The 21,827-nt window shown below is 36.2% G+C and carries 18 protein-coding genes; 8 read left to right on the top strand and 10 right to left on the bottom strand.

Annotated elements, in window-relative coordinates; genetic code table 11:
- Positions 1-49: 49 nt before the first annotated feature.
- From AN34_RS17260 to hemW, 5 genes are all read right to left on the bottom strand, one after another.
- Positions 50-928: a cupin-like domain-containing protein gene (locus AN34_RS17260; protein ID WP_029287445.1), complete on the bottom strand. Its 879-nt coding sequence runs from the start codon at positions 926-928 to the stop codon at positions 50-52.
- Between the two features lie 128 nt (positions 929-1,056).
- Complete coding sequence (locus AN34_RS17255; protein ID WP_029287443.1) at positions 1,057-1,842, bottom strand: DUF3050 domain-containing protein; 786 nt, start codon at positions 1,840-1,842, stop codon at positions 1,057-1,059.
- A gap of 268 nt (positions 1,843-2,110) precedes the next feature.
- The gene (locus AN34_RS17250) at positions 2,111-2,662 is read right to left on the bottom strand and encodes a fasciclin domain-containing protein (protein WP_029287441.1); all 552 of its coding nucleotides are present in this window, start codon (positions 2,660-2,662) and stop codon (positions 2,111-2,113) included.
- A gap of 203 nt (positions 2,663-2,865) precedes the next feature.
- A complete protein-coding gene (locus tag AN34_RS17245; RefSeq protein ID WP_029287438.1) occupies positions 2,866-3,648 on the bottom strand; it encodes an SDR family oxidoreductase in 783 nt (260 codons plus the stop codon).
- A 179-nt stretch (positions 3,649-3,827) separates the two neighbouring features.
- Positions 3,828-4,970 (bottom strand): radical SAM family heme chaperone HemW, encoded by a 1,143-nt coding sequence (gene hemW, locus AN34_RS17240; protein ID WP_029287436.1) that lies wholly within the window; start codon positions 4,968-4,970, stop codon positions 3,828-3,830.
- A gap of 97 nt (positions 4,971-5,067) precedes the next feature.
- Between hemW and AN34_RS17235 the strand changes: the two genes are divergently transcribed.
- The 6 genes from AN34_RS17235 (at position 5,068) to gldN (ending at position 11,719) form a co-directional block, all read left to right on the top strand.
- Positions 5,068-6,048, top strand: coding sequence for a DUF4271 domain-containing protein (locus AN34_RS17235; RefSeq protein ID WP_029287434.1), 981 nt, complete (start codon positions 5,068-5,070; stop codon positions 6,046-6,048).
- 14 nt (positions 6,049-6,062) lie between these two features.
- Positions 6,063-6,833 (top strand): uroporphyrinogen-III synthase, encoded by a 771-nt coding sequence (locus AN34_RS17230; protein ID WP_029287432.1) that lies wholly within the window; start codon positions 6,063-6,065, stop codon positions 6,831-6,833.
- Between the two features lie 220 nt (positions 6,834-7,053).
- Positions 7,054-8,379 carry an SUMF1/EgtB/PvdO family nonheme iron enzyme gene (locus tag AN34_RS17225; protein ID WP_029287430.1) on the top strand — a complete coding sequence of 442 codons (1,326 nt, stop codon included), beginning with the start codon at positions 7,054-7,056 and terminating at the stop codon, positions 8,377-8,379.
- A gap of 38 nt (positions 8,380-8,417) precedes the next feature.
- The gene (gldL, locus tag AN34_RS17220; RefSeq protein ID WP_029287428.1) at positions 8,418-9,227 is read left to right on the top strand and encodes a gliding motility protein GldL; all 810 of its coding nucleotides are present in this window, start codon (positions 8,418-8,420) and stop codon (positions 9,225-9,227) included.
- Positions 9,228-9,267: 40 nt separating this feature from the next.
- Complete coding sequence (gldM, locus tag AN34_RS17215; protein ID WP_029287426.1) at positions 9,268-10,800, top strand: gliding motility protein GldM; 1,533 nt, start codon at positions 9,268-9,270, stop codon at positions 10,798-10,800.
- A gap of 7 nt (positions 10,801-10,807) precedes the next feature.
- Positions 10,808-11,719 (top strand): gliding motility protein GldN, encoded by a 912-nt coding sequence (gene gldN, locus AN34_RS17210; RefSeq protein ID WP_029287424.1) that lies wholly within the window; start codon positions 10,808-10,810, stop codon positions 11,717-11,719.
- A gap of 138 nt (positions 11,720-11,857) precedes the next feature.
- Here gldN and AN34_RS17205 read toward each other — a convergent pair whose 3' ends face one another.
- The 5 genes from AN34_RS17205 to AN34_RS17185 all read right to left on the bottom strand — a co-directional run bounded on the left by AN34_RS17205 (position 11,858) and on the right by AN34_RS17185 (position 20,821).
- Positions 11,858-13,234 carry a DNA/RNA non-specific endonuclease gene (locus AN34_RS17205; protein ID WP_029287422.1) on the bottom strand — a complete coding sequence of 459 codons (1,377 nt, stop codon included), beginning with the start codon at positions 13,232-13,234 and terminating at the stop codon, positions 11,858-11,860.
- A 35-nt stretch (positions 13,235-13,269) separates the two neighbouring features.
- Positions 13,270-13,668: a nuclease A inhibitor family protein gene (locus tag AN34_RS17200; protein WP_082468458.1), complete on the bottom strand. Its 399-nt coding sequence runs from the start codon at positions 13,666-13,668 to the stop codon at positions 13,270-13,272.
- A 130-nt stretch (positions 13,669-13,798) separates the two neighbouring features.
- Entirely contained in the window at positions 13,799-15,601 is a 1,803-nt protein-coding gene (uvrC, locus tag AN34_RS17195) for an excinuclease ABC subunit UvrC (protein ID WP_029287418.1), read from the bottom strand.
- 112 nt (positions 15,602-15,713) lie between these two features.
- A complete protein-coding gene (locus tag AN34_RS17190; RefSeq protein WP_029287416.1) occupies positions 15,714-17,936 on the bottom strand; it encodes a transglycosylase domain-containing protein in 2,223 nt (740 codons plus the stop codon).
- 110 nt (positions 17,937-18,046) lie between these two features.
- The gene (locus AN34_RS17185; protein WP_029287414.1) at positions 18,047-20,821 is read right to left on the bottom strand and encodes a hypothetical protein; all 2,775 of its coding nucleotides are present in this window, start codon (positions 20,819-20,821) and stop codon (positions 18,047-18,049) included.
- Positions 20,822-20,929: 108 nt separating this feature from the next.
- Between AN34_RS17185 and AN34_RS17180 the strand changes: the two genes are divergently transcribed.
- Both AN34_RS17180 and AN34_RS17175 read left to right on the top strand, forming a co-directional pair.
- Entirely contained in the window at positions 20,930-21,151 is a 222-nt protein-coding gene (locus AN34_RS17180) for an AtpZ/AtpI family protein (RefSeq protein WP_029287412.1), read from the top strand.
- A 235-nt stretch (positions 21,152-21,386) separates the two neighbouring features.
- Complete coding sequence (locus AN34_RS17175) at positions 21,387-21,815, top strand: hypothetical protein (RefSeq protein ID WP_231625580.1); 429 nt, start codon at positions 21,387-21,389, stop codon at positions 21,813-21,815.
- Positions 21,816-21,827 lie beyond the last annotated feature (12 nt).

Genomic DNA, 21,827 nt, shown 5'->3' with positions numbered 1-21,827 from the left:
ACGGGGCTAATCGTAACCGACGCCCCGTTGCAATGTATTTATTAATATGTTACGGTCTGCCTTTAGCTAAAGCGCGTTCAGCAATCTTCACTGCTTTTTTCTCTCTCCAGTTGGCATATTTTTCTTTGAAAGTCATTTTGATTAAACTATCAATTGCACCATGTGTAAATAAACTCCAAACACTGGCTACTTTTCTGCTAATGGATTGATCCCAGGCACGTAAGCTTAAAGAGAATGAACCATCAAGATATTTCATCCAGTGCCACATTCCTGTTGGCATAAATAAAGTATCGCCGTGTTCTAAAAACACTTCATAACCTTCAACACCTTTTAAGGCAGGAAATTTTTCAAAATCAGGATGATCTACCTGGTAATCTTCTAATGCATAAGTGGCGTTCGGCAGGCAATACAATCTGTCTTTCCATTTATTATCAAAAAGAATAATGTGCTTTCTACCACCAAAATGCGTGTGGAAAATATGAGGTAAATCGATATCGTAGTGTAAAAAGGTAACTGAGTTTGATCCACCAAAAAACATCGCAGGCATGCTTTCTATAAAGCCGCCCATTAAATCTTTCGGAATTTTTACATCATGAATTAAACTTGGAACTTTCTTAAATAAATTAAAGAAAAAGATTCTTAATTCTGTTGGTTCACGTTTAATTAAATCAAGGTAATCACCAAACTTCATGTGAGCAGTTGCCGCATTTATTGGTTTAGATGGATCTGCTTTGGAGTTATCATACAATGGAACTTCAAGTTCCCCACCGATTTCTTTTAAGTATTCTGTAGTCCATTTTTCTCTTGCCGGCCAGTCTTTGGTAAGACCTTTAATGACAAGTGGACGTTTCGTTTTCAAATAATTTTTTTTGAAATCTTCAGGAGTAATGCTCTCCACGATATCAACAGGTTTTAGAATGAAACTCATGCGTTTAAAATCGGTTATTTGTGCCGAACAACAAAAATGTAAATTATATTTTACAAAAAGTAGTTTATGGATTAAATGTGACTTAAATCACGTATTTGAATTTAACAGGATGATAACAATTTGATCATCTAAGACAGAACTTTGCTTTTAACAATTTCAGCATAAGCAGCATCCCACAAATCTATCCGGTTTTGTAAAGCCTTTTTAGTTGTTTCTTCAGCTTCTGCCCAAAAGTGATCTTCCTTTTCACATAACTTTTCTGTCATGGCTAAAGCCAAATGGCTATGGTGGTCGCCGTCTACCTCAATATGACGTTCCAGGTAATATTTAAAAATCGAAACCTTGTCTGGTTGAGTACTATTTAAATCATTCACCATACTAAAGAACATATTCGGAATTAAATCTTCTCTGCCAAATGTGAAACTGGCAGCCTGTAAGTGCGTTTTGCCGCTATTAATAGTTTCGAATGTAGCATTCATAAAATCTCTGGCAGCCTGAGGAACTTTAGCTGACTCGTAAGCCATGTTAAAATCTCTTCCATTTCTTAATGAAATTAAGAAATTGTTTATTTGATCTACGTTTGCACCACATTGCTCCATCGCATCTAAATACAGTTCGAAATGGCTTTTAACATTCCCAGTTGCATCAATATCACTTTCCTCACCAGCCACAATTTCATTAATGAGTTGGCGTGTAACTGCATCACCTACCGGAAACCAGGGTAATGTGGTACAGGTTAAATTGATTTGCAAAGATTTAAGCAGCGACATAAAATCCCAAACGGCGTAGATGTGATGCTCCATAAAAATTTGCAAATCTTCTATTTCACTAATGGCGTTATATACCTTATGGTTTATAATCTGCTTTCTAAGCGGTTCAATGTTTTCCTTGATTTTTAAAATATTAGGATGCATGTTTTCATATTTGAATGATCGACAGGTAAGTAAGTGCAATCAACAACTTGCCATACCAAAATTTTTAGCCCCGCTTTCATTTGTAAATTTGCGATAAAATTAAGCAGTAATTCTCGACAACTCTCTAAAAATCAAAATCCTGAAAAACGGCTGACAAATTATTTACTAAAAATAGAATAATGCAATGAAGGTCTAAAGGCAAAAAAAGGATAAAAAAAATGCCTCTGCCGTAGCAAAAGCATTTTTAATATTCAATTTTAACTATGTTTTATTTTGGCATTAAAACTGAATCAACTACGTGGATAACACCATTTTTTTGATACACATTAGCAATTGTAACAGTACTCATTCCACCTTTTTCATCTTTCAAAACCAATTTTTTACCTTCCATCCAGGCCCAAAGTTTACCACCTTCTACCGTTGTAAGTTCTGCTTTACCACCACCAGCTTTGATGGCTGCAGCAATTGCTTTGCTGTCTAATTTACCTGCTACAACGTGGTAAGTTAAAATTTTTGTTAAGGTTGCTTTATTTTCTGGTTTCACTAAATTGGCAACAGTGCCTGCAGGAAGTTTATCAAATGCTGCATTTGTTGGTGCAAAAACAGTAAACGGACCAGCGCCTTTTAATGTTTCTACTAAACCTGCTGCTTTAACTGCTGCAACCAAAGTAGTGTGGTCTTTAGAATTTACCGCATTGTCTACAATGTCTTTAGTTGGATACATTGCCGCACCACCAACCATAGGATTTTTTTGTGCGTAAACCTGAGTGGTAACTGCCATAGTAACTACTGCAATTGCCGATAAGATTAATTTTTTCATTATTTTAAATTTTAAGTTTTTGTTATTTGCCTTCATTTACGACACATCACAGATACTTGGTTTTTTAAAATCTGAAAATTTATATTAAAGTACTGATTTATAGTTATTTAAAATTGTTTTTTTTTCGAAATGATTGTAGAAAAATTGATAATTATTCTACAACTATAGGTGGTAAATTTATTGTAAATGAATTGTTTTTTTGACTACGTTACCTTTGCATTTTTAATTTTTTTTGAAAAATAGGATGGGAAAAACCGTTTTAAAAAAATGGCTTTGGTTTCTTTGCCGCCAATATATACTTCTTCTTTTTTTGCTTTAACCGCCATTACAATTTGTTTGGCACATTCTGCTGCGCTCATTCCGTTTGCTTGCGCATCGTCCATAGTTCCCTGGTTACTACCATTTGCTGTTAAAGCATTAACAGAAACATTGGTTTTAATAAAACCTGGGCAAACAATGGTAATGTGAATATTCGGATTTTTAATTTCTGATCTTAAAGAATCAAAATATCCATGCAAAGCATGCTTAGATGCTGCATAGGCTGAACGTAATTTGGTTCCAAATTTCCCAACCAGGCTGCTGATCACAACAATTTGACCATTGCCATTTTTAATCATTAACTGTAAAACTGCTTTGCTTAAAATTACAGTTCCCCAGAAATTGGTATTCATAATCTGCTGTTCAGTTTCTAAGCTTGTGGCAAGTGCTAATCCACGTTGACTAATACCTCCGGCATTGATTAAAAGGTCTATAGTTCCAAAAATGCGAATGGCATCATCTGTTTTTGCTGTCAATATTTCTGTTTCACTTAAATCAAATGGCAGCACATGAACATTAAAAGAATTTTGACAATTTCCTTTCACCCTAAACAGTTCATCACGGTTACGGCCGGAAATAATAAGTTTATCACCTGCTTTAAAATGTTCGTAAACCAGGGCTTCTCCAATTCCAGATGATGCACCCGTAATCCATACTATTTTTGACATATATTATTTAATTAATTTTGAATGATAGAAGTGTAGAATGATGAGTTTTGAATGTTTAAATGTTATTTTAACCCGCAAAATCAATTCATCTCTAATTCACTCAATCTTTAATTCACTCAATCTTTAATTCACTCAATCTTTAATTCACTCAATCTTTAATTCAATCAATCTCTAATTCATTAATTCAATCCTTCATTTTCTACTATAAAAAATTCAGAAGCAATATGATCAGCGAAAAGTTTACCGCTTTCACTTAGTTTAATTTGCTCATTCTGGATAATCAACCAATCCTTATCTTCAAAAGCTTTCAAATTATAATTGGTTTCTGCTAAAAACTCCGAGCCAAAATCTGATTCGATCTTTTTTAAATCTGTACCCCACATGGTTCGTAATGAAGTCATTATATATTCATTAAACCGATCATTCAATGATAATTCTTCCACTATTTCCGGGAGTTTGTTCTGCGCCAACACTTCCATGTATTGAGCATTGTTAGCAGGATTCATATACCTGTTTTGTCCATCAAAACCATGTGCAGATGGGCCAATGCCAATGTATTCTATTCCTCGCCAGTAATTGGTATTGTGTACCGCATAGTGATCTGGCTTAGCAAAATTAGAAATTTCATAATGCTCAAAGCCCGCAGTTACCAATTCATTCATTAGCATGACAAACTGGGCAGCGCTTTGATGGTCGCTTACTGGCGCTTGTTTCTTGTTTTTGATGGCATGTGCCAATGCTGTTTTTGGTTCTACAGTTAGTGCATAAGCGGATATATGTGGTACTTGTAATGTTATTGCTTTTTGGATATTGTAAAGCCATTTTGAATCGCTCAGCAGCGGATAGCCATAAATAAGATCGAGGCTAAGATTTTCAAAACCTGCATCCTGACTTCTTTTAATACAATCTTCCGCTTCCATCGCATGATGAGCACGGTTCATCCAAATTAAATCTTCATCAAAAAAGGACTGAATCCCCACACTAAATCTATTTATGGGAAGTTGTCTTAAGGTTTTTAGTTTTTCAGCAGTCAGGTCATCAGGATTAGCTTCGATGGTAATTTCTGCATGTGCATCAACAGAAAAGGTATGATTAATGGTGTCAAAAATCTGCTGTAAAGCACTTTCCGGTAAAATTGAAGGTGTTCCACCGCCTAAGTAAATACTACCCACCTGACCAGATATTCGATCTTGTTTCATCTTAATTTCCCTACATATGGCATCAACCATTTCAGTCTGATATTTCAATGAAGTGCTGAAATGAAAATCACAATAATGACAAGCCTTTTTGCAAAATGGGATATGGATATAAATACCGGACATAGCAGCAAAGATACAGCATATTCCAAATGCAATTATTTTCTTTAGGTAAACAATGATTATTCAGCTACTTTTGCATCCATAAGCTTTGATGTACAGCATGCCGAAATTTATTCTCACTTTTTTTACCATCATTTGGCTAGCAAACTTTGCTTCGGCACAAGAAATTCCTGCTGCTATTGATAGTGCAAAAGTGGTTAATCCGTATAAATTCAAACGTTACCGCTTGGATTCAGCTACGCTTGCGAGGCAAAAGACGGTTACTGATTCTATTCTTCGAAATACCTGGATTATACCGGATAGCATGATTAATAAAAATGCGATGATGGATAGTGTTCAGAAAGCATTTTTGTTTCCTAAACTTGATTTGTTAGGCTGGCAAAAGAAATACGCAAAATTTAAAAAGAAAGCCAATCCATATCAGTTGGGTAAGCAAATTCCAAAAGGAAATGTGGGTTTGCTGGGGTTTATTTTTGCTATGCTGATCATCTTTGCCATTCTAAAAAATGCCTTTTCAAAGCAGCTTTCAGCTATTGTACAATCATTTTTTAGCAACCGGATACTGAATAATATCAACAAAGAAGATAACCTTTTCAGTTCATGGCCGTTCTTGCTATTATTTATTCAGTTTGGGTTCATTTTAGGGATGTTCTTTTTCCTGGTGGCGCAATATTATGATATGTATCAGGCCAAACATGGATTTAAGTTTTTTTTCACTATATCGATTACCATTATTGTGTTTTACGCTTTAAAACTATTGATATTACGATTTATAGGTTACCTCTTTAATGTTCAAAAACCCGTTGGTGAATATATCTCTATTCTGTATCTCAGTTATTTTAATGCATCTTTATTGTTCATTCCTTTGGTTGTAGCCTTTGCATTATCGCCACTAAAATATGGAGTAGTTTATATTGCATTGGCTTTTTTGCTTTTAGGCGTAATCTTTGCATTTCAGTTGCTTAGGGCAGGGGTTACCATACTTTCTAATAATAAGTTTTCTAAAATGCATTTAATTCTGTACTTTTGCGCCCTCGAAATATGTCCTATTTTAATACTAATTAAGACGATAGGATTGTAGCACGAACAACGAAAATGCAAGAAAAGAACGACTCTAGAATTCGCAAAGTGAAAAGTATTTTGGTTACACTACCAAAACCTGAATCAGAAAAATCTCCTTATTATGATTTGGCTAAAAAACACAATCTAAAAGTTGATTTCAGGTCTTTTATACATGTTGAAGGCGTGCCAGCCAGAGACTTTAGAAAAGATAAAATCAATTTGGGCGATTTTACTGCAGTAATTTTTACCAGCCGAAATGCAGCAGATCACTTCTTCAGAATTTGTGAAGAAATGCGTTATGATGTTCCTGTTGATTTAAAATATTTCTGTCTTTCTGAAACGATTGCGTTATATCTTCAAAAATACATTCAATACAGAAAGCGAAAAATATTCTTTGGTAAACAAACTGCTGCAGACTTGGCAGAGGTTTTGAAAAAACATGCCAATGAAAAGTTTTTGTATCCGTGTTCTGATGTTGCTACGGAAGATACTATGAAGTTTTTAGAAAAAAGTGGTTATGATTTTACACCTGCGGTTCTTTTCAAAACAGTGGTAAGTGATTTATCAGATTTGGCTGAAGTTTTCTATGATGTGATTGCTTTTTTCAGTCCATCAAGTATTCAGTCATTGTTTAAAAATTTCCCGGATTTTAAACAAAATAATACCCGGATCGCAGCTTTCGGAATAAATACGAGTAAAGCTTGTGTAGATATGGGTTTAATTGTTGATATTGCGGCGCCTACTCCTGGTGTTCCATCCATGACCATGGCTATCGAAAACTATATTAAAACATCTAATAAATAAGAAAATTTATTTTTTTTAAAGTTCTCACAATAAATATATAACTTTTCAGTTATAGCAAAAGTTACATCTCTATCCTAGTAGGTATAATAAGGTTTTAAGCACAATTTATTGGGTTGTAAACTTTAGTATAAACTATTTAACTAAATATTTGCATTTGTTGATTATTGTAGTGATTTTTGATAAAATTGCTCCTAATTGTGCTCTGCACGCTATAAAAAGTATGAAGAAAATCTACCTTCTGGCCATTGTTGGTGTAACAGTGTTTCTTGCGAGTTGTGGTCATGGAGGCCAGGGCGAGTTAGTGGGCGCTTACAACCGAAAATTTAAAAATAACCGAATTCCTTTGGGAATGGTTTATATCCCACCAGGCCATACCCCACTTGGAGGTTCGGATGAAGATATTACTTTTTCTCAGAATGGGCCAAGCAGAATGACAACGATAAGTGCATTCTTTATGGATCAAACCGAAATTTCTAATGCAGAGTATCGTCAGTTTACCAACTGGGTAAGAGATTCTATTGCCATTTCGATGATGGGAAATCCTCAAAAATTCATGATGAATCCAAAAGGAAAAGGTGCAGCTGATGCGCTTGGTGGCGAGAAATATATCAATTGGAAGGCTGTTGGCGTAAATGGAGCTAATATTTGGCGTAATAAAGGTAAAGGTGCTGGTGCAGAAACTGCTCAGTTAGATGGAATGTATTATTCCGGTTTAGATGCATTACCTGGAAGAAAAGAATTTGATGTCCGTAAATTTGAATACAACTATGCGGAACTAAATATGGATAAGGCCGCTTTAGGACATAAAAATCCAAATAGCAAACGTCAGGATTATATTGATCGTTATAACATTGCCATTTATCCTGATACCATGGTTTGGAAAACAGATTATTCTTATTCTCAAAACGATCCGATGGTACGTGGTTATTATAACCATCCTTCATATGATGATTATCCGGTAGTTGGGGTAAGCTGGGAACAGGCTAAAGCCTTTTCTCACTGGAGAACAAGGTTATACGATGGTGTTGCGCAATCTAGGAAAATGCCTGCCGGATCAAGATCTGATTATAGATTACCTGCAGAAACGGAATTTGAATATGCTGCAAGAGGTGGAAATACTAAAACAAAATATCCTTGGGGAGGCCCTTATATCAGAAATACTAAAGGATGCTTGCAGGCCAATTTTAAACCCGGACGTGGAGATTATTCTAGTGATGGTGGTATTTACACTGTAGGCGTAAAATCTTATTTCCCAAATGATTATGGCCTATATAATATGTCTGGAAATGTTTCCGAATGGACACTAACAGCTTACAACAAGAGTGCCGCACCGCTTTTACATGATTTAAACCCGAACTTTACCTATGTTGCGGGACCTAATGATAGTAAATACCTGAAAAGAAAAGTAGTAAAAGGTGGTTCATGGAAAGATACAGGCTATTTTCTTCAAAATGCAGTATCTACTTATGAATATCAGGATACACAACGATCATATATCGGTTTCAGATGCGTTTCATCTTACCCTGGTACCGATTTAAGAAACTAAACCAAACAAACTAATACTTAAAGAAAAACATCAATTTTATGGCAGCAAAAAAACAACCGGGGTGGTTACACGTAGCGATTTCATGGGGAGCAAGTATTGTAATCGTTGGCGCATTATTTAAGATTTTGCACATCGGTGGAATCTTCGGTAGTTACATGATTGGAATAGGGCTAGGTATTGAAGCAATTTTATTCTTTTTAACAGGGTTTTTTCCACCAGAGCCAGAACCAGCGTGGGAAAGGGTTTATCCAGAGTTAAGAACAGATTTTACTGGAGAATTGCCAAAAGCATCGGCCAGGCCAGTAGCTACAGTTTCTGGTCCAGCAAATACTGCTGCGCTAGATAAAATGTTATCTGATGCTAAAGTTGGACCTGAATTAATCGAAAGCTTAGGTAATGGTTTGCGTACATTTGGGGATAAGGTGGCCGCAATATCCAATGTTGCTGATGCCTCTACCGCAACGAATGAATTTACAAGCAAAGTAAAAACAGCTTCTGCTGGTTTCGACAACTTAAGTGCATCTTTCGAAAAAGCTACGGCTAACTTGAAAGCAATGGGCGAGAGTAATGTAGATTCTCAGGCTTATCATGAACAGGTAAATAACTTATCTAAAAATTTATCAGCTTTAAATGCCGTTTATGAATTAGAATTACAGGATTCTAGCGCTCATTTAAAATCAATGAATAAATTTTATTCCAACTTATCACTAACCATGCAGAACTTTAATGAATCAATGGAAGATTCTAAACAGTTCAAAGAAGAAGTGAACAAGCTGGCTAAAAACCTGTCATCATTAAATGCAATTTATGGCAATATGCTATCGGCTATGAATGGCCCACGTCTATAATTTGTTTAGTTTTTAATCTTAAAGAAAAAGCTACACCAATATGGCAGGCGGAAAAGAAACAACCAGGCAGCGGATGATCAATATCATGTATTTGGTATTGTTGGCTATGCTGGCCTTAAACGTATCAGATACTGTTTTAGATGCATTCAAAAATATCAATGATAGTTTGGACACGTCAAAAAACAATGTAAACTCTAGTATTAATCAACTTTTCTCAGCTTTTGAAAATTCAAAATTGAAAGAAGAGCCAGCACGTGCACAGCCTATTTATGAAAAGGCTCAACAAGCTAAGGTTGCTGCAGATGAGTTGAATAATTATATTGAAGGAATTAAAAAACAATTTACAGTAGCTGGTGATGGTATTAATCCAGAAACCGGTGACCTTGTTAACAGAGATAACCTGGATATTGCTCAGGATATCATGATCAATAAGGGTGAAGCGGATAAATTAAAAGCAAAAATTAATGCTACACGTGAGAAATTAATCTCTTTGCTTGATCCGGCTGATAGAGCCAATGTTGCTTTTTCACTGGAAGCAAAAGATCCGGAAAGAAAAAGAAAGGGTAACTGGCAGGCCACTTATTTTGGAGAAGGTACACCTTTAACAGCAGCAATGACTGTTTTAACTAAACTTCAGGCTGATACTAAAAATGCGGAAGCTGAAGTGGTTAAAAAGTTATTCGGAAATATGGATAAGGCTCAGGTTAATCTTGATCAGTTCGCAGCAGTTGCCGTGGCACCAACCTCATATGTTATCCAGGGGCAACCTTATACAGCTGAAGTGTTTTTAACTGCCAGTGATTCCAGGTCTACACCAGATATCACTGTAAATGGAAACAAATTGTCTGTTAAAGAAGGAAAAGGAACTTATTCAGGTGGAACAGGAAGTGTTGGTGAATTTACGTGGGTGGGTACGGTTCGTGTTCGTCAAACTGATGGACAAGTGAAAGAATACAAAACGCAACCTCAAAAATATCAGGTAGCGAAACCATCTGCAACGGTATCATCTACAAAAATGAATGTGATTTATGCTGGTATTCCGAATCCATTTACGGTTTCGGCAGCAGGTTTCCCTTTAGAAAGTATTAAGGCATCGATCTCATCTGGTTCAATGTCTGGTTCAAACGGAAATTATAACGTTAATCTTGCGGGTAGCCAGGTTGGTCAGGAAGTTTCAATTAATGTAAGTGCTTCTAATGCAGGTAAGACCGTTAGTCTGGGTTCTCAAAAATTCAGAGTTAAGGCCATTCCAAAACCAATTGCAAAAGTTGGTGGAAGATCGGGTGGTGATGTGGCATCAGTTCAGTTGAAAAGTGAAAGCGAAATTGAAGCAGACCTTGATGATTTTCCTTTTGATGTGAAGTTTAAAATTCAACGTTATAAGTTAACAATTATTAAACCACGTTCGGATGCGATTACAATTTCAGGCAGTGGCGGAAGTTTTGCTGGTCCGGTTAGAGCTGCAATAAATTCTATTACACCAGGAACAAGAGTATTTTTTGAAGATATTGTTTCTGTAGGTCCAGATGGTCGTCAGAATGTGTTACCTTCATTGGCATTTACGGTTAAATAAGAATAAGATGAAAAGGATTTTAATTATTGCTGTTTTTGCGCTGTTTACAACACTGGCTTTTGCACAAAAGAAACCAACTAAACTAGCGCCAAAAAAAGCTGCTCCTGTAGCTGCTGTAAATGTAGCAGATACAGTAAAAGCACCTGTAAAAACGGCAAAGAAAAAACTAAAGGTTCCACCTAAAGATGGTTTTTATGCCCGTAAGGATATAGACAGTACGGAAATGGTGCCTTTAGCTGATGTACGTGAAGAGGATGTTTTTTATGCTAAACGCATCTGGAGAGAAATTGATTTACGTGATACCGTAAATTCTGCATTAAGATCCCCAAAATCACGGTTAATAGATGTGATCATTGCTGCAGTTAAAGCAGAAGAGCTTACAGCCTATTCTCCTTTTGACAGCGTAAATAATGAGGATGATGCCTTTACAAATCCTTTAGCAGCAGATTCAGCAATGATGCAGGCCGCGGGAACTGTAGAGGTTACGGATTCAAAGGCAGGTACAGTTACCACAGTTGCTAATGATCTTAATCCTGAATCTTTTTTAAAGTTTAGAATCAAAGAAGATTGGATTTTCGATGTGAAGCGTTCTATTTTCGAGCCTCGTATTGTGGGTATTGCTCCAATGAAATTCATTGAATCTTCCAAACAATGGCAACCAGTATTCTGGATTTATTATCCTGAAGCAAGAGAAATTTTAACCAAGAAACGTTTGGTAAACACCAACAATGATGCTTCTACCTTAAGTTTTGATGATTTTTTTATTCGCCGTTTATTTAGCAGTTACATTGTTAAAGAATCTAATCCTGGCGATAACAAGCTCAGAGATATTATTGCAGATCCGAAACAAAGGTTATACGAGTCTGAAAGAATTAAAAAGTCTGTTCTGGATTACGAACAGGGACTTTGGGAATACTAAACAAAAAAGGCTTCGGAAATTTTCGAAGCCTTTTTTGTTGCACTCTTATCTCGTTTTGAGATAAAACTCAGTGAATAGAAATGAATTTATTTGTTTGCATAATTGATATGCTTTCATTTTTCTGATCCTTAAAGATTGCTATTGATTATCAGTTATAGATTCAATTGCATTTTGGATAGCCACAGGCACATTTGATAAAAGATCATAACCTGTTGCAGTTTCTATCGAATTAACACTTGTACGATAAGTTTTCCAGTTTGTATTTAAGCCATTTGTATTTGGCATATTTACGGTAATTACCCTTGTGGCAGACGTTATTCGGTTTAAATCATTGTTGCCATTCGGTAATACTACAATAACTTTCCAGGTGTTGGAAGGCACATTAACCCGTCCATTATCAATGGTATAAGTAGTTCCGCCATTGCTTCCTGTACCGCCTGATCCGTAAGAACCACAAATAACATAAACCTCATTGCCTGCTGTTACCAATGAACGGGTATAATTTTCCAGATCAGCCCATGGACCCTGGTTATTATTAGGTGCCTGTGGCATCATATTGCTCATTAAAAAAGTAGAAGAATTTGCGGTAACTGAAGATGTTCTATCTGCCGAAGGACAGTTATGGCCACGATCAAAACCAGAACCTGAATAGCTGCTGTTTGATACCTGGTACCAGCCTGAGGGTAAAGTGTTATCAGCGCGGAAATCATCCTGACGAGATGCGGAACCCAAATCAGATGACCCGATATGCCAGCTCACCCAGTTTGGTGTAGCCCTGCTTTTGCTGTAAGAACTGGTATAATAAGTGCGTTCCATTAAATAATTCTCAGGGTAAGAGGTACTGGCAACCGCATTGCTTGGATTTCCCAGTAAAAGATGGCTATTATCTCCAGGGGTTGTAGTAGTAGGGGGGGTAGTTGTGCCGCCACCAGTGGAAATACTGAAATCATCTATGTTAATGCGTGCTGTACCTCCGCTAATTTTACGAATTTGAAAACGGACATTACCAGAGATTGCCGTGTTAAAGGTTATCGTAGACAGTGTTGTGGCACTACTGGTAACTGTGCTGCCAGATTGTTGCCAACTGGAACCACTGTTTGTTGAATACCAAAGCTGCCAGGTACTGGTTGCATCTGTACCATATTTAGCATGGGCAACACTCACTACATCAGCACCATTTACATCGAAATTCATACTTAGTATGCCAGTATTCCGGATGCGAACTGATTGACTACCATTCTTTGCGTCTGCAGCCAGGTTACCGATTAAGGCATCATTAAGGCTCCAGCTTCCGCTACTTAAAGTGATTGATGCTGTTGTGTAGCTTGTTTTTGAACCGGATTCAAAATCTTCCGGAAAACCAGTAGCAATTGCCTGAGCACTGCCTGTAGCTGCTTTGTTGTTTAATTTTTGTTCAAATAGAGTTGTTTCTGGCTGAATTTGATTTTCTTTTTTACAGGCAGCCAGGCCAAGGCACAATACGGCCATTAAGCTTAATTTTTTTAGTGCTTTCATTTTGTTTGGGATATGTTTTGGATGGAATTGATTTCTTAGGTTTCTACTGCGAGGGTTTCAATGACCACGCAAGTGCCATCTGGCAAATAGCCGGTAATTAAAACAGGAATTCTGCTGGCGCCTTCTATTCTGATTACTTTAAGGCTGGATAGATTTTGTTCTAAGAGGGTATAGATGGTCTGAATTTTTTTTGCATTTTCAACCATGGGTGCATCAGATGGATCCACCTTAGAAATTAAATGGTCGAAAAAATCAGTTGGTTGAACCTCTTTTAAGTTAGCAAGATCAGCATGGTAATGTGTGGCAACTTTTGATAATAATTCTGTAGGAGGAATTTTGCCCCAGTCGGCCACTGTAAAAGGACTTTCCGTTTCAGTAAAGTATAATGCACCCAATAAAAGTTTGGTCATTATAGCCAGGATGTTGTTATTCATGTAAAATTAGGGATGATGTTTACTGATATTAACAAGCCTAATTTAAAGAAAAAATATGGAAGTGAAACCAAGGTAAGATTAAGATTGTGTTAATCTTTAGCTCAGAGACATTGTGGTTTACAGTTTAAATTTATGCTTCCTTAAAGTGATTTAACAAAGTAATAACTTGCTTTTTATTCAGAATTTCTGACAGCTCTTTTTCTGTAGCCTCTCTTATTTTTTTTACTGATTTGAAATGAGTTAATAACCTATCTGCGGTTGTCTTGCCGATACCATCAATCTGCTCGAGTTCTGTTTTCAAAGTGCCCTGATCCCGTTTCTTGCGGTGAAAGGTGATGCCAAACCTGTGTGCTTCATCACGAAGCTGTTGAATAACTTTTAAGGTTTCCGATTTTTTATCTAAATATAAGGGATAGGAATCTCCAGGATAGAATAATTCCTCTAGTCTTTTAGCGATACCGATCACGGTAACTTTATTTTCTATTCCTAACAATTTAAGGCTTTTTACAGCAGATGAGAGCTGGCCTTTACCACCATCAATGATGATTAATTGTGGCAAGGGTTGATCTTCTTCCAACATTCTTCTGTAACGCCTAAAAACGGCCTCTTCCATCGTTGCAAAATCATTTGGACCTTCAACCGTTTTCACGTTAAAATGGCGGTAATCTTTTTTGGATGGTTTGGCATCTTTAAATACCACAATTGCAGAAACCGGATATTTGCCCTGGAAGTTGGAATTATCAAAACACTCAATATGTTTTGGTAGTTGGGTTAACCGTAAATCATTTTGCATGGTGGTGAGAATACGGTCAGTCCTTAAATCCGGATTTAGCTTTTCATATTGATTTAGCTTTTCCTTTTTGAAGAACAGCACATTCTTTTGAGAAAGTTCCAACAACTTCTTTTTTTCTCCCAGCTTGGGTACCGTAAATTTTAAGTTTTCATCCTCTAATGAAAGCTCAAACGGGACAATGATTTCTTTGGATGTGCTGTTAAACTTTGTCCTGAATTCCAGCATCGCCGTAATTAATAATTCATCATCGCTTTCATCCAGCAATTTCTTAATTTCAATGGTTTGGGTTTGAATAATAGTCCCATTCATTACCTTCAGATAATTGACAAAAGCATATCGTTCATCGGAAGCAATACTCACTACATCCACATTGGTAATGGCACTGTTTACAACGGTCGATTTACTTTGGTATTTTTCTAAAACTTGTAGCCTCCTGGAGTATTGATGTGCTAGTTCGAAATTTAAATCTTCAGATGCAGATTTAATAATTCCTTTAACATCACGGATCACATTGCCTATTTTTCCATTCAGAATTTCTTTAATCTCACCAATGTTTTTATCATAATCAGATTCTGTTTGATAAGCCTGACAAGGTCCTTTACAATTCCCGATCTGGTATTCTAAACAAACTTTAAATTTTCCCTCAGCAATATTTTTATCGTTTAAAGGCAGGGTACATGTTCTTAGCGGATAGGTTTCTTTAATCAGATCTAAAATGGTATGCATCATTCCAATTGATCCGTAAGGTCCAAAATAGGTAGACCCATCCTTGATTACTTTTCTAGTCCAGTAGATTCTAGGATATGGTTCGTTTTTAACAATAATCCATGGATAAGTCTTGTCATCCTTTAAATTGATATTAAATTTTGGCTGATGCTTTTTAATTAAGCTGTTTTCCAATAACCAGGCATCAATTTCAGTATCAACAATGGTAAAGGTGATCTTCCTGATTTTAGAAACCAACACCCTCGTTTTCCCGTTAAACTGTTGCTTGTCGCTATTAAAGTAGGAGCCAACACGGTTTCGGAGATCTTTTGCTTTACCAATGTACATTAACTTCCCATCCACATCCCAGTATTGGTAAACACCTGGTTTATGAGGAATAGCCATTAATGCTGTTTTATGGTCGAAACTGCTCATGCTTTCAATAATAGAGTTAAAGGGAAAACTTTACCTAAAAACGGATTAGGAATTAATTTTGTTCGGCAATTATAGCATTTATTAATACTTTAAACGCATACACAGTGAGGCGTTAAAAACCTAATTTTTCATCCAGTTCAGGGTTTGTTTCTTCCTGTTGTTGCTGATACTGGTTACAATCATAAGTAATAGAAACACCCGATTTAGGTACATCAAAATCTGCATGACTTATTTTTAAAGCAGGATTGGCGTAAACCCGTTTGATAAAGCCTGCAAAAATTGGTAGTGCTGTATTGGCACCTTCACCCTGGCTGGTACTAATAAAGTGAAAGGCACGGTCTTCACAGCCTGTCCAAACACCAGTTACCAGCTGAGGCGTAATGGCCATAAACCAACCATCTGAGTTGTTTTGTGTGGTGCCTGTTTTTCCGCCTATTGGTGCATTAACTTTATATTTATAGTTTAACCTGGAACCTGTACCGCCAGAAACAACACCTTTAAGCATTCTCGTCATCACATAAGCTACCTCTTCACTCATAATAGGCTTAGGTATTTCTTTTTGCGAAAATAAAACTACGCCATTCTTATCTTCAATTTTAAGCAGATAAATAGGTTTGGTATACACGCCTTTATTTGCAAATGCGCCATAAGCGCCAACCATATTATAAATCGATGAATCGAAGGTTCCCAATGCAATGGAAGGATAAGCCGGAACATTCGGAATGCCCATTTTGGTGGCTAAAGTAGAAACCGCAACCGGACCAACCTGTTTCATTAAGTATGCAGTAACATAGTTTTGAGAAAACGCCAATGCTTTTTGGAGTGTAATGGTACCTGCAAGTGGTTTTCCTGAAGATTTTGGTGTCCAGGGTTCGCCATAACCATCAATAGTTACCGGAACGTTTGCAACTGTAAAACATGGCGAATATCCGTTTTCAATAGCCACTGCATAAGTAAATGGTTTAGCGGTAGAGCCTACCTGCCTTGTTCCCATTTTAACCTGATCATACTTAAAGTGCTCATAATTAATTCCACCAACCCAGGCTTTAACATGGCCATTGGTTGGATCCATGGTCATCATGGCATTACGCAATAACATTTTATAATAACGAACAGAGTCAATTGGCTTCATTACCGTATCTACATTACCTTTCCAGGTAAAGATGGTCATCTCTGTTTTGGTGTTGAAGTCATCCTTAATTTCGTCATCAGATTTACCTTCCAGCTTTAAAGATTTATATCGGTCAGACCTCTTGATACCTTGCTGAATTTGTAAATCTTTGCCTTTAAAAGGATTTCTACCTTTCCAACTTGCTAAAAACTGTGCCTGCAAAACTTTCATGTATTCTTTTTGTGCCTCTTCAGCATATTTTTGCATATCGTAATTAATCGTGGTATAAATCTTTAATCCATCGCGATCCAAATCATATGCTGATCCATCAGGCTTGGTAATGCCTTGCTCCTGAAAGATGTTTTTAATATCATTTTTTAAAACGGACCTGAAATAAGGTGCAATGCCATCGTTAACAGTGGCTGCGTTAAATTTTAAGCCCAGAGGTTTATCTTTTTGTTCTTCAAATTCCTGCTGAGTCAATAATTCTGATTTCACCATCATGGCCATTACGGTATTTCTACGATCTCTTGATCGCTCCGGATGCCGGGTAGGAGAGTACATCGTAATTCCCTTTTGCATCCCAACAAGGGTAGCAGCTTGAGTTAAAGTCAGTTTATCAGGGGTAGTGTTAAAATAAACTCTCGCAGCTGATTTTATTCCATAGGCCTGGTTACCAAAATCAACTGTATTTAAATACATGGTGATAATCTCTTCTTTGGTGTAATTTCTCTCCAGTTTAACAGCAACAATCCACTCCTTAAATTTGGTGAGTACCAATGAAAAAAAGTTAAGGTTAGACTCTCTCGGAAAAAGGTTTTTTGCTAACTGTTGAGTGATGGTACTAGCACCTTGTTTTTTGCCAATGAGGTTATAACCAATAATGGTGAATGTACGTTTAAAGTCAATTCCGGAGTGTTCTTTAAAACGCGTATCTTCTGTAGCGATCAATCCATTAATTACGTTTTCAGAAATGTCTTTATAGGTAACATTTGATCGGTTTTGTACGAAATAAGTTCCGAGTGGACGGCCGTCTTCAGCAATAATTTCTGATGCCTGATTGCTTTTTGGATGCTCAATATCTCGGAAAGAAGGTAGTTCACCGAAAAGACCTAAACCAATCATGGAAATAAAAATAGCAAATAGGGCTATTCCTGTGATGAGTATTTTCCAGATGATTAAACTATATTTTTTTGTTTCTTGTTCAGAAAGGGATTTATTCATTTTGTGTTATAATTAGTTCAAAACAGACTTGATGCCAGGCCGATTTTAAGCTGCAAATTTATTAATTTTTAAAGAAATGAACCTTCTGCTTATTATTAAGCTGAAAGGTTCTATTTATAACTGTCTTTTAAAAACTCCAGATATTCACTGATACGTTGCCTATTGGTAAGCTTTTCGAAATTTTCCTTGCTGATAATGAATCCTTTATAAAGACTGGCCGGAACTTTCATAATGTTCTTCAATTGGCCTGAAATGCTTGATTCATATAGTTTGGCGTCTTCCAAATCAATAAAGCTAGTCACATAGATTAACTGATCGTTATCCAACTCAATCAATTTATGCGCCAAATCATTGTCGGGATAATTACCCCGGTTAAATTGGCCTATTCCAAAGCGTGAAGAGCTAAGCGTTAAAGTGGCATCTGCCACATCAATCACATAATAATATTCTTCAGATTTTGCATCACTGAAGATACTTGCCGGCTTATTTACATCAGCAGGTTTGACTTCCGTTGTTTTTTCGGCATCATTAACCTTTGGCTTCTCTATAGCTGGTATGGCAGCATTTACATCTGTATTTAACGGCTTGGCTGGAACGGCAATAGGTTTGGCCTGACTCACAAAACGCGGTTCTTTAGAATCAAAATCGATTAATGCCACTGGTCTTTGTTTAAATTCTTCCAGGTTTGCTTCAATATATTTTAAGTGATCACGTACCAGTGGGGTAATGATCATATCGTTCGGATAATTCGTATTGATCGAATTAAACTCCTTCAATAAAGCATCTAACTTTGATGTTCGTCCAATGGCAATTGCTTTAAGGTAAGCATATTGTGGTGCCAGTCCATTCTCTGGTGATGCTGAAATGTTAACGTTTGCCTGATTGATCACCGTTGGATAATCTTTTCTTGCATAAGCATCGAACGTAACATTGTAATTGTTAATGGAAATATTTTCAAGTTCGCTTTGTTTAGCAGAATAGGAAGGATCAAGAAGAATCTTAGCAAAATTGGTTTGTGGATATTTAGTCAGCACCAATTGTTTGTATTCATTGGATTTGTTTTCATCAATCCCACGGAAATTAAGGTATAAACTATAATAAATGGCAGCCAGGTGATTATTTTCCGGATATCTGGCTAGTAAGATTAAATAAATTTTATTTGCTTCTGCTTTATCATTTAATTCTTGCTGATAAAAGCTGGCGATTTCAAAATAGGCATCAATTATTTTTTGATCTGAAGCCAGCATAAGTTCAGGAGTGGTTGGTAAAGCACTCAGGAACTGTTTTTCTAAAGAAGTTTGGTCCTGATCGGTTTGCGTGTTGGCTTCATTTGCTGGCGTAATTTCATTGGCAACTTTACCACCAGACATTACCTGGTTATTTTCCTGAGCTGATGATCGGGTGCTTTGTCTCCAGTTATCTTCCAGCTGCCTGTTTCCCCAACGTTTTTTAAAATCTGAAAAACCATTACTGATGGCTGCATTGTTATTGAAATAAAAAGTATTTCCAGTGCTACTTATGGCCGAATTTAAAGACTGATTAGGGAAATCCGGATTGTCTAAAAATTGATTACCAGTTGTTGATGCTGTGGCTACTTCTACTTTTTTAGTGAAATGCGCTTTCACTCTAGCCTCCCTTTCATTCAAAGGAAGTTTAGCAAAGGCTTGTGCAGTATCCTCTCTGGAGATAATGGTGAATCGATCAGTCAGATACTGTAAATTATTTGCTTTTTTAACAATGTTGTCGTAATCAAGGAAGTTTTTAGGCAATATGGTTACTGTACTATCATAATAAAGCTTGGCTTTAATGTAGTTGTTGAACTTTTTAAAATTTAAATCTGCAACCTTTAAATATGATAACGCTTTTTGCGTTTGATTTTTAGTGCTTTTCTGTATCGACTTTAAATAATTTTCTTCTGCTTTAGTGAAGTTGCCTTCTTTTGAAAATAGCTCTCCAACCTGATAATATATTTGATCGGTGTAGTCAAAGTTTTTATCATCTTTTAATAGCGCTAGTAATGCGGCATCTTCATCAACTTTATAACCACTAATTAACGCCTTTAACTTGATGCGCTGAAGATTGGCATGGAAGTACATTTCAAAAGGGGCATTGCTATTTTCAACTTTGGTATAATTGGTGAAAGCATTTTGGAGATCGTTTTCCTGTTCCTGCAGCTGCGCTAAAATGTATCTCCAGCGAATGCGCAATTGTTTATCATCTCCAATTCTAACTGCGTTTTCAAGAAGTAAAATCGCCTCTTTATTTCTTTTCTGGTAAATCCTCATTTGGGCAGTCGTGGCCAAAGGCTCTGCCAGATCTTTTTTTAGTAAGTCTTCGGCACGCAACATGGTGTCCAGAATTTTATCTGCAAATACCATATTATTAAGTTCCATCTGGCTACGCGCTTTCCAATTCATGGCCATGATGAAAGTTTTCAGATCATTGCTGTATGTTTTAGCCGTGTAATCAAAATATTCTGATGCGATGAAATAGTTTCCTTTAAGGTAGTTTGCTTTACCCAAAAGCATGTAGGCATCATCAATATAATTACTAAAACTTTTATCATTGATGATCGTTTGACCTTTTGTAATTACTTCGTCGAGCTGTTTGTTGGCAACGCCCGGTGTAAGCACTAAATTTACCTGTGGCTCTGGATCAAGATAAACAGGTAGGATTTTTTCGTAATTATCGGTATAATTTTGTAATAAACTTTCATTATGTTCATTAAGCAAAACTTTTGAATTATAGATATAGTTATACCTTGCCGTTAAGTTTTGAAACTTGCGGTCTATTGTGGTATCTTTATTTGCAACACAGCCATAAATAAGAAGTGAGCTAAAAAGTAGGATGAAGGGATTTAAGTTTTTGTTTGCGTTTTTTTTCAATTATGCTAAATCTCTTTAAGTTGATATCGTAAACAATATATATAGAAAAATATTTATTTGGCAACAAATTTTAATTATTCAAAGTTAATTTAATTATCTTATTAAATAATGGAAAATCCTAAAGAAGAAAATCCAGGTCAAAAGGTTAATGCAGCAGCAAAATATTCGGCTATAGGCTTCCAGATGATTGCCACAATAGGGTTATTAACTTTTATTGGTTATAAGATTGATGAACACCGAAACAGTAAAAGCAAAATCATTACAGCAGCTTTTGCACTTGTAGGTGTTGGCATTGCCCTTTATCAGGCTATTAAACAAGTGACGAGATAGGTAGAAGAATTAATAAATTTCTTTAAACAATTAACTATTTAATAATGAAGTAGTTATTTTTTTAAGTTTTCGATTCTGGTGTGAAAACAAGAAATTAAACAATATATTCTGGTTACAAATTTAGCAGGTTGATAACAATTTAATCATCCACAATAGAGCAATTTCTGTAAGTTAATCCATAAACAAATCCAACAATAATTCTCCTGCAGACTAGATACTTGATGCCAAAAACCTTATGTTTGCAAAAGTTTTTATTCGTAAAGAAATTGTTCCATTGACGCTAACCAAATTTACAAGCATCTATTTCATTTTTGTTGGTATCTTAATCGCTATTGTAGCATTTTTGCCATTCATATTTCCGGCACAACAACTATTTGTAAAGAATTTTTGGGTGTTATTCGGTTTCATGGCTGGGATTACCTACATCGCATACATGTTGGTGGATATTGGAATAAAAAGGGATCCTGAGGTTGGAGTAATGGCAATAATGGGATCGATTGCTGTAAAGATGATTTTTTGTATGGCTTTTGTGCTGGTTTACAGTATAAAAGCAAAGGGACAAGGGTTGCTTTTTGCACTTAATTTTTTTTCTGTGTATTTATTGTTTACTGCCTTTGAAATATACTGTTTGTTACGTAACTTGCGCCACCAAAATTTAAAGTAAAAAACTGCCAAT

This window comes from Pedobacter sp. R20-19, assembly GCF_000708265.2.
GTDB lineage: Bacteria > Bacteroidota > Bacteroidia > Sphingobacteriales > Sphingobacteriaceae > Pedobacter.
This window is presented reverse-complemented; position numbering and strand designations above follow the sequence as displayed.

What these genes read in the sequence shown, in the direction of transcription:
- AN34_RS17255 (WP_029287443.1), bottom strand. Translation starts at nt 1,842, where the DNA reads ATGCATCCTAATATTTTAAAAATCAAGGAAAACATTGAACCGCTTAGA.
- AN34_RS17235 (WP_029287434.1), top strand. Translation starts at nt 5,068, where the DNA reads ATGCCGAAATTTATTCTCACTTTTTTTACCATCATTTGGCTAGCAAAC.
- AN34_RS17225 (WP_029287430.1), top strand. Translation starts at nt 7,054, where the DNA reads ATGAAGAAAATCTACCTTCTGGCCATTGTTGGTGTAACAGTGTTTCTT.
- AN34_RS17245 (WP_029287438.1), bottom strand. Translation starts at nt 3,648, where the DNA reads ATGTCAAAAATAGTATGGATTACGGGTGCATCATCTGGAATTGGAGAA.
- AN34_RS17250 (WP_029287441.1), bottom strand. Translation starts at nt 2,662, where the DNA reads ATGAAAAAATTAATCTTATCGGCAATTGCAGTAGTTACTATGGCAGTT.
- gldL (WP_029287428.1), top strand. Translation starts at nt 8,418, where the DNA reads ATGGCAGCAAAAAAACAACCGGGGTGGTTACACGTAGCGATTTCATGG.
- AN34_RS17205 (WP_029287422.1), bottom strand. Translation starts at nt 13,234, where the DNA reads ATGAAAGCACTAAAAAAATTAAGCTTAATGGCCGTATTGTGCCTTGGC.
- AN34_RS17200 (WP_082468458.1), bottom strand. Translation starts at nt 13,668, where the DNA reads ATGAATAACAACATCCTGGCTATAATGACCAAACTTTTATTGGGTGCA.
- AN34_RS17260 (WP_029287445.1), bottom strand. Translation starts at nt 928, where the DNA reads ATGAGTTTCATTCTAAAACCTGTTGATATCGTGGAGAGCATTACTCCT.
- AN34_RS17190 (WP_029287416.1), bottom strand. Translation starts at nt 17,936, where the DNA reads ATGAATAAATCCCTTTCTGAACAAGAAACAAAAAAATATAGTTTAATC.
- gldN (WP_029287424.1), top strand. Translation starts at nt 10,808, where the DNA reads ATGAAAAGGATTTTAATTATTGCTGTTTTTGCGCTGTTTACAACACTG.
- AN34_RS17230 (WP_029287432.1), top strand. Translation starts at nt 6,063, where the DNA reads ATGCAAGAAAAGAACGACTCTAGAATTCGCAAAGTGAAAAGTATTTTG.
- gldM (WP_029287426.1), top strand. Translation starts at nt 9,268, where the DNA reads ATGGCAGGCGGAAAAGAAACAACCAGGCAGCGGATGATCAATATCATG.
- AN34_RS17180 (WP_029287412.1), top strand. Translation starts at nt 20,930, where the DNA reads ATGGAAAATCCTAAAGAAGAAAATCCAGGTCAAAAGGTTAATGCAGCA.
- AN34_RS17175 (WP_231625580.1), top strand. Translation starts at nt 21,387, where the DNA reads ATGTTTGCAAAAGTTTTTATTCGTAAAGAAATTGTTCCATTGACGCTA.
- uvrC (WP_029287418.1), bottom strand. Translation starts at nt 15,601, where the DNA reads ATGAGCAGTTTCGACCATAAAACAGCATTAATGGCTATTCCTCATAAA.
- hemW (WP_029287436.1), bottom strand. Translation starts at nt 4,970, where the DNA reads ATGTCCGGTATTTATATCCATATCCCATTTTGCAAAAAGGCTTGTCAT.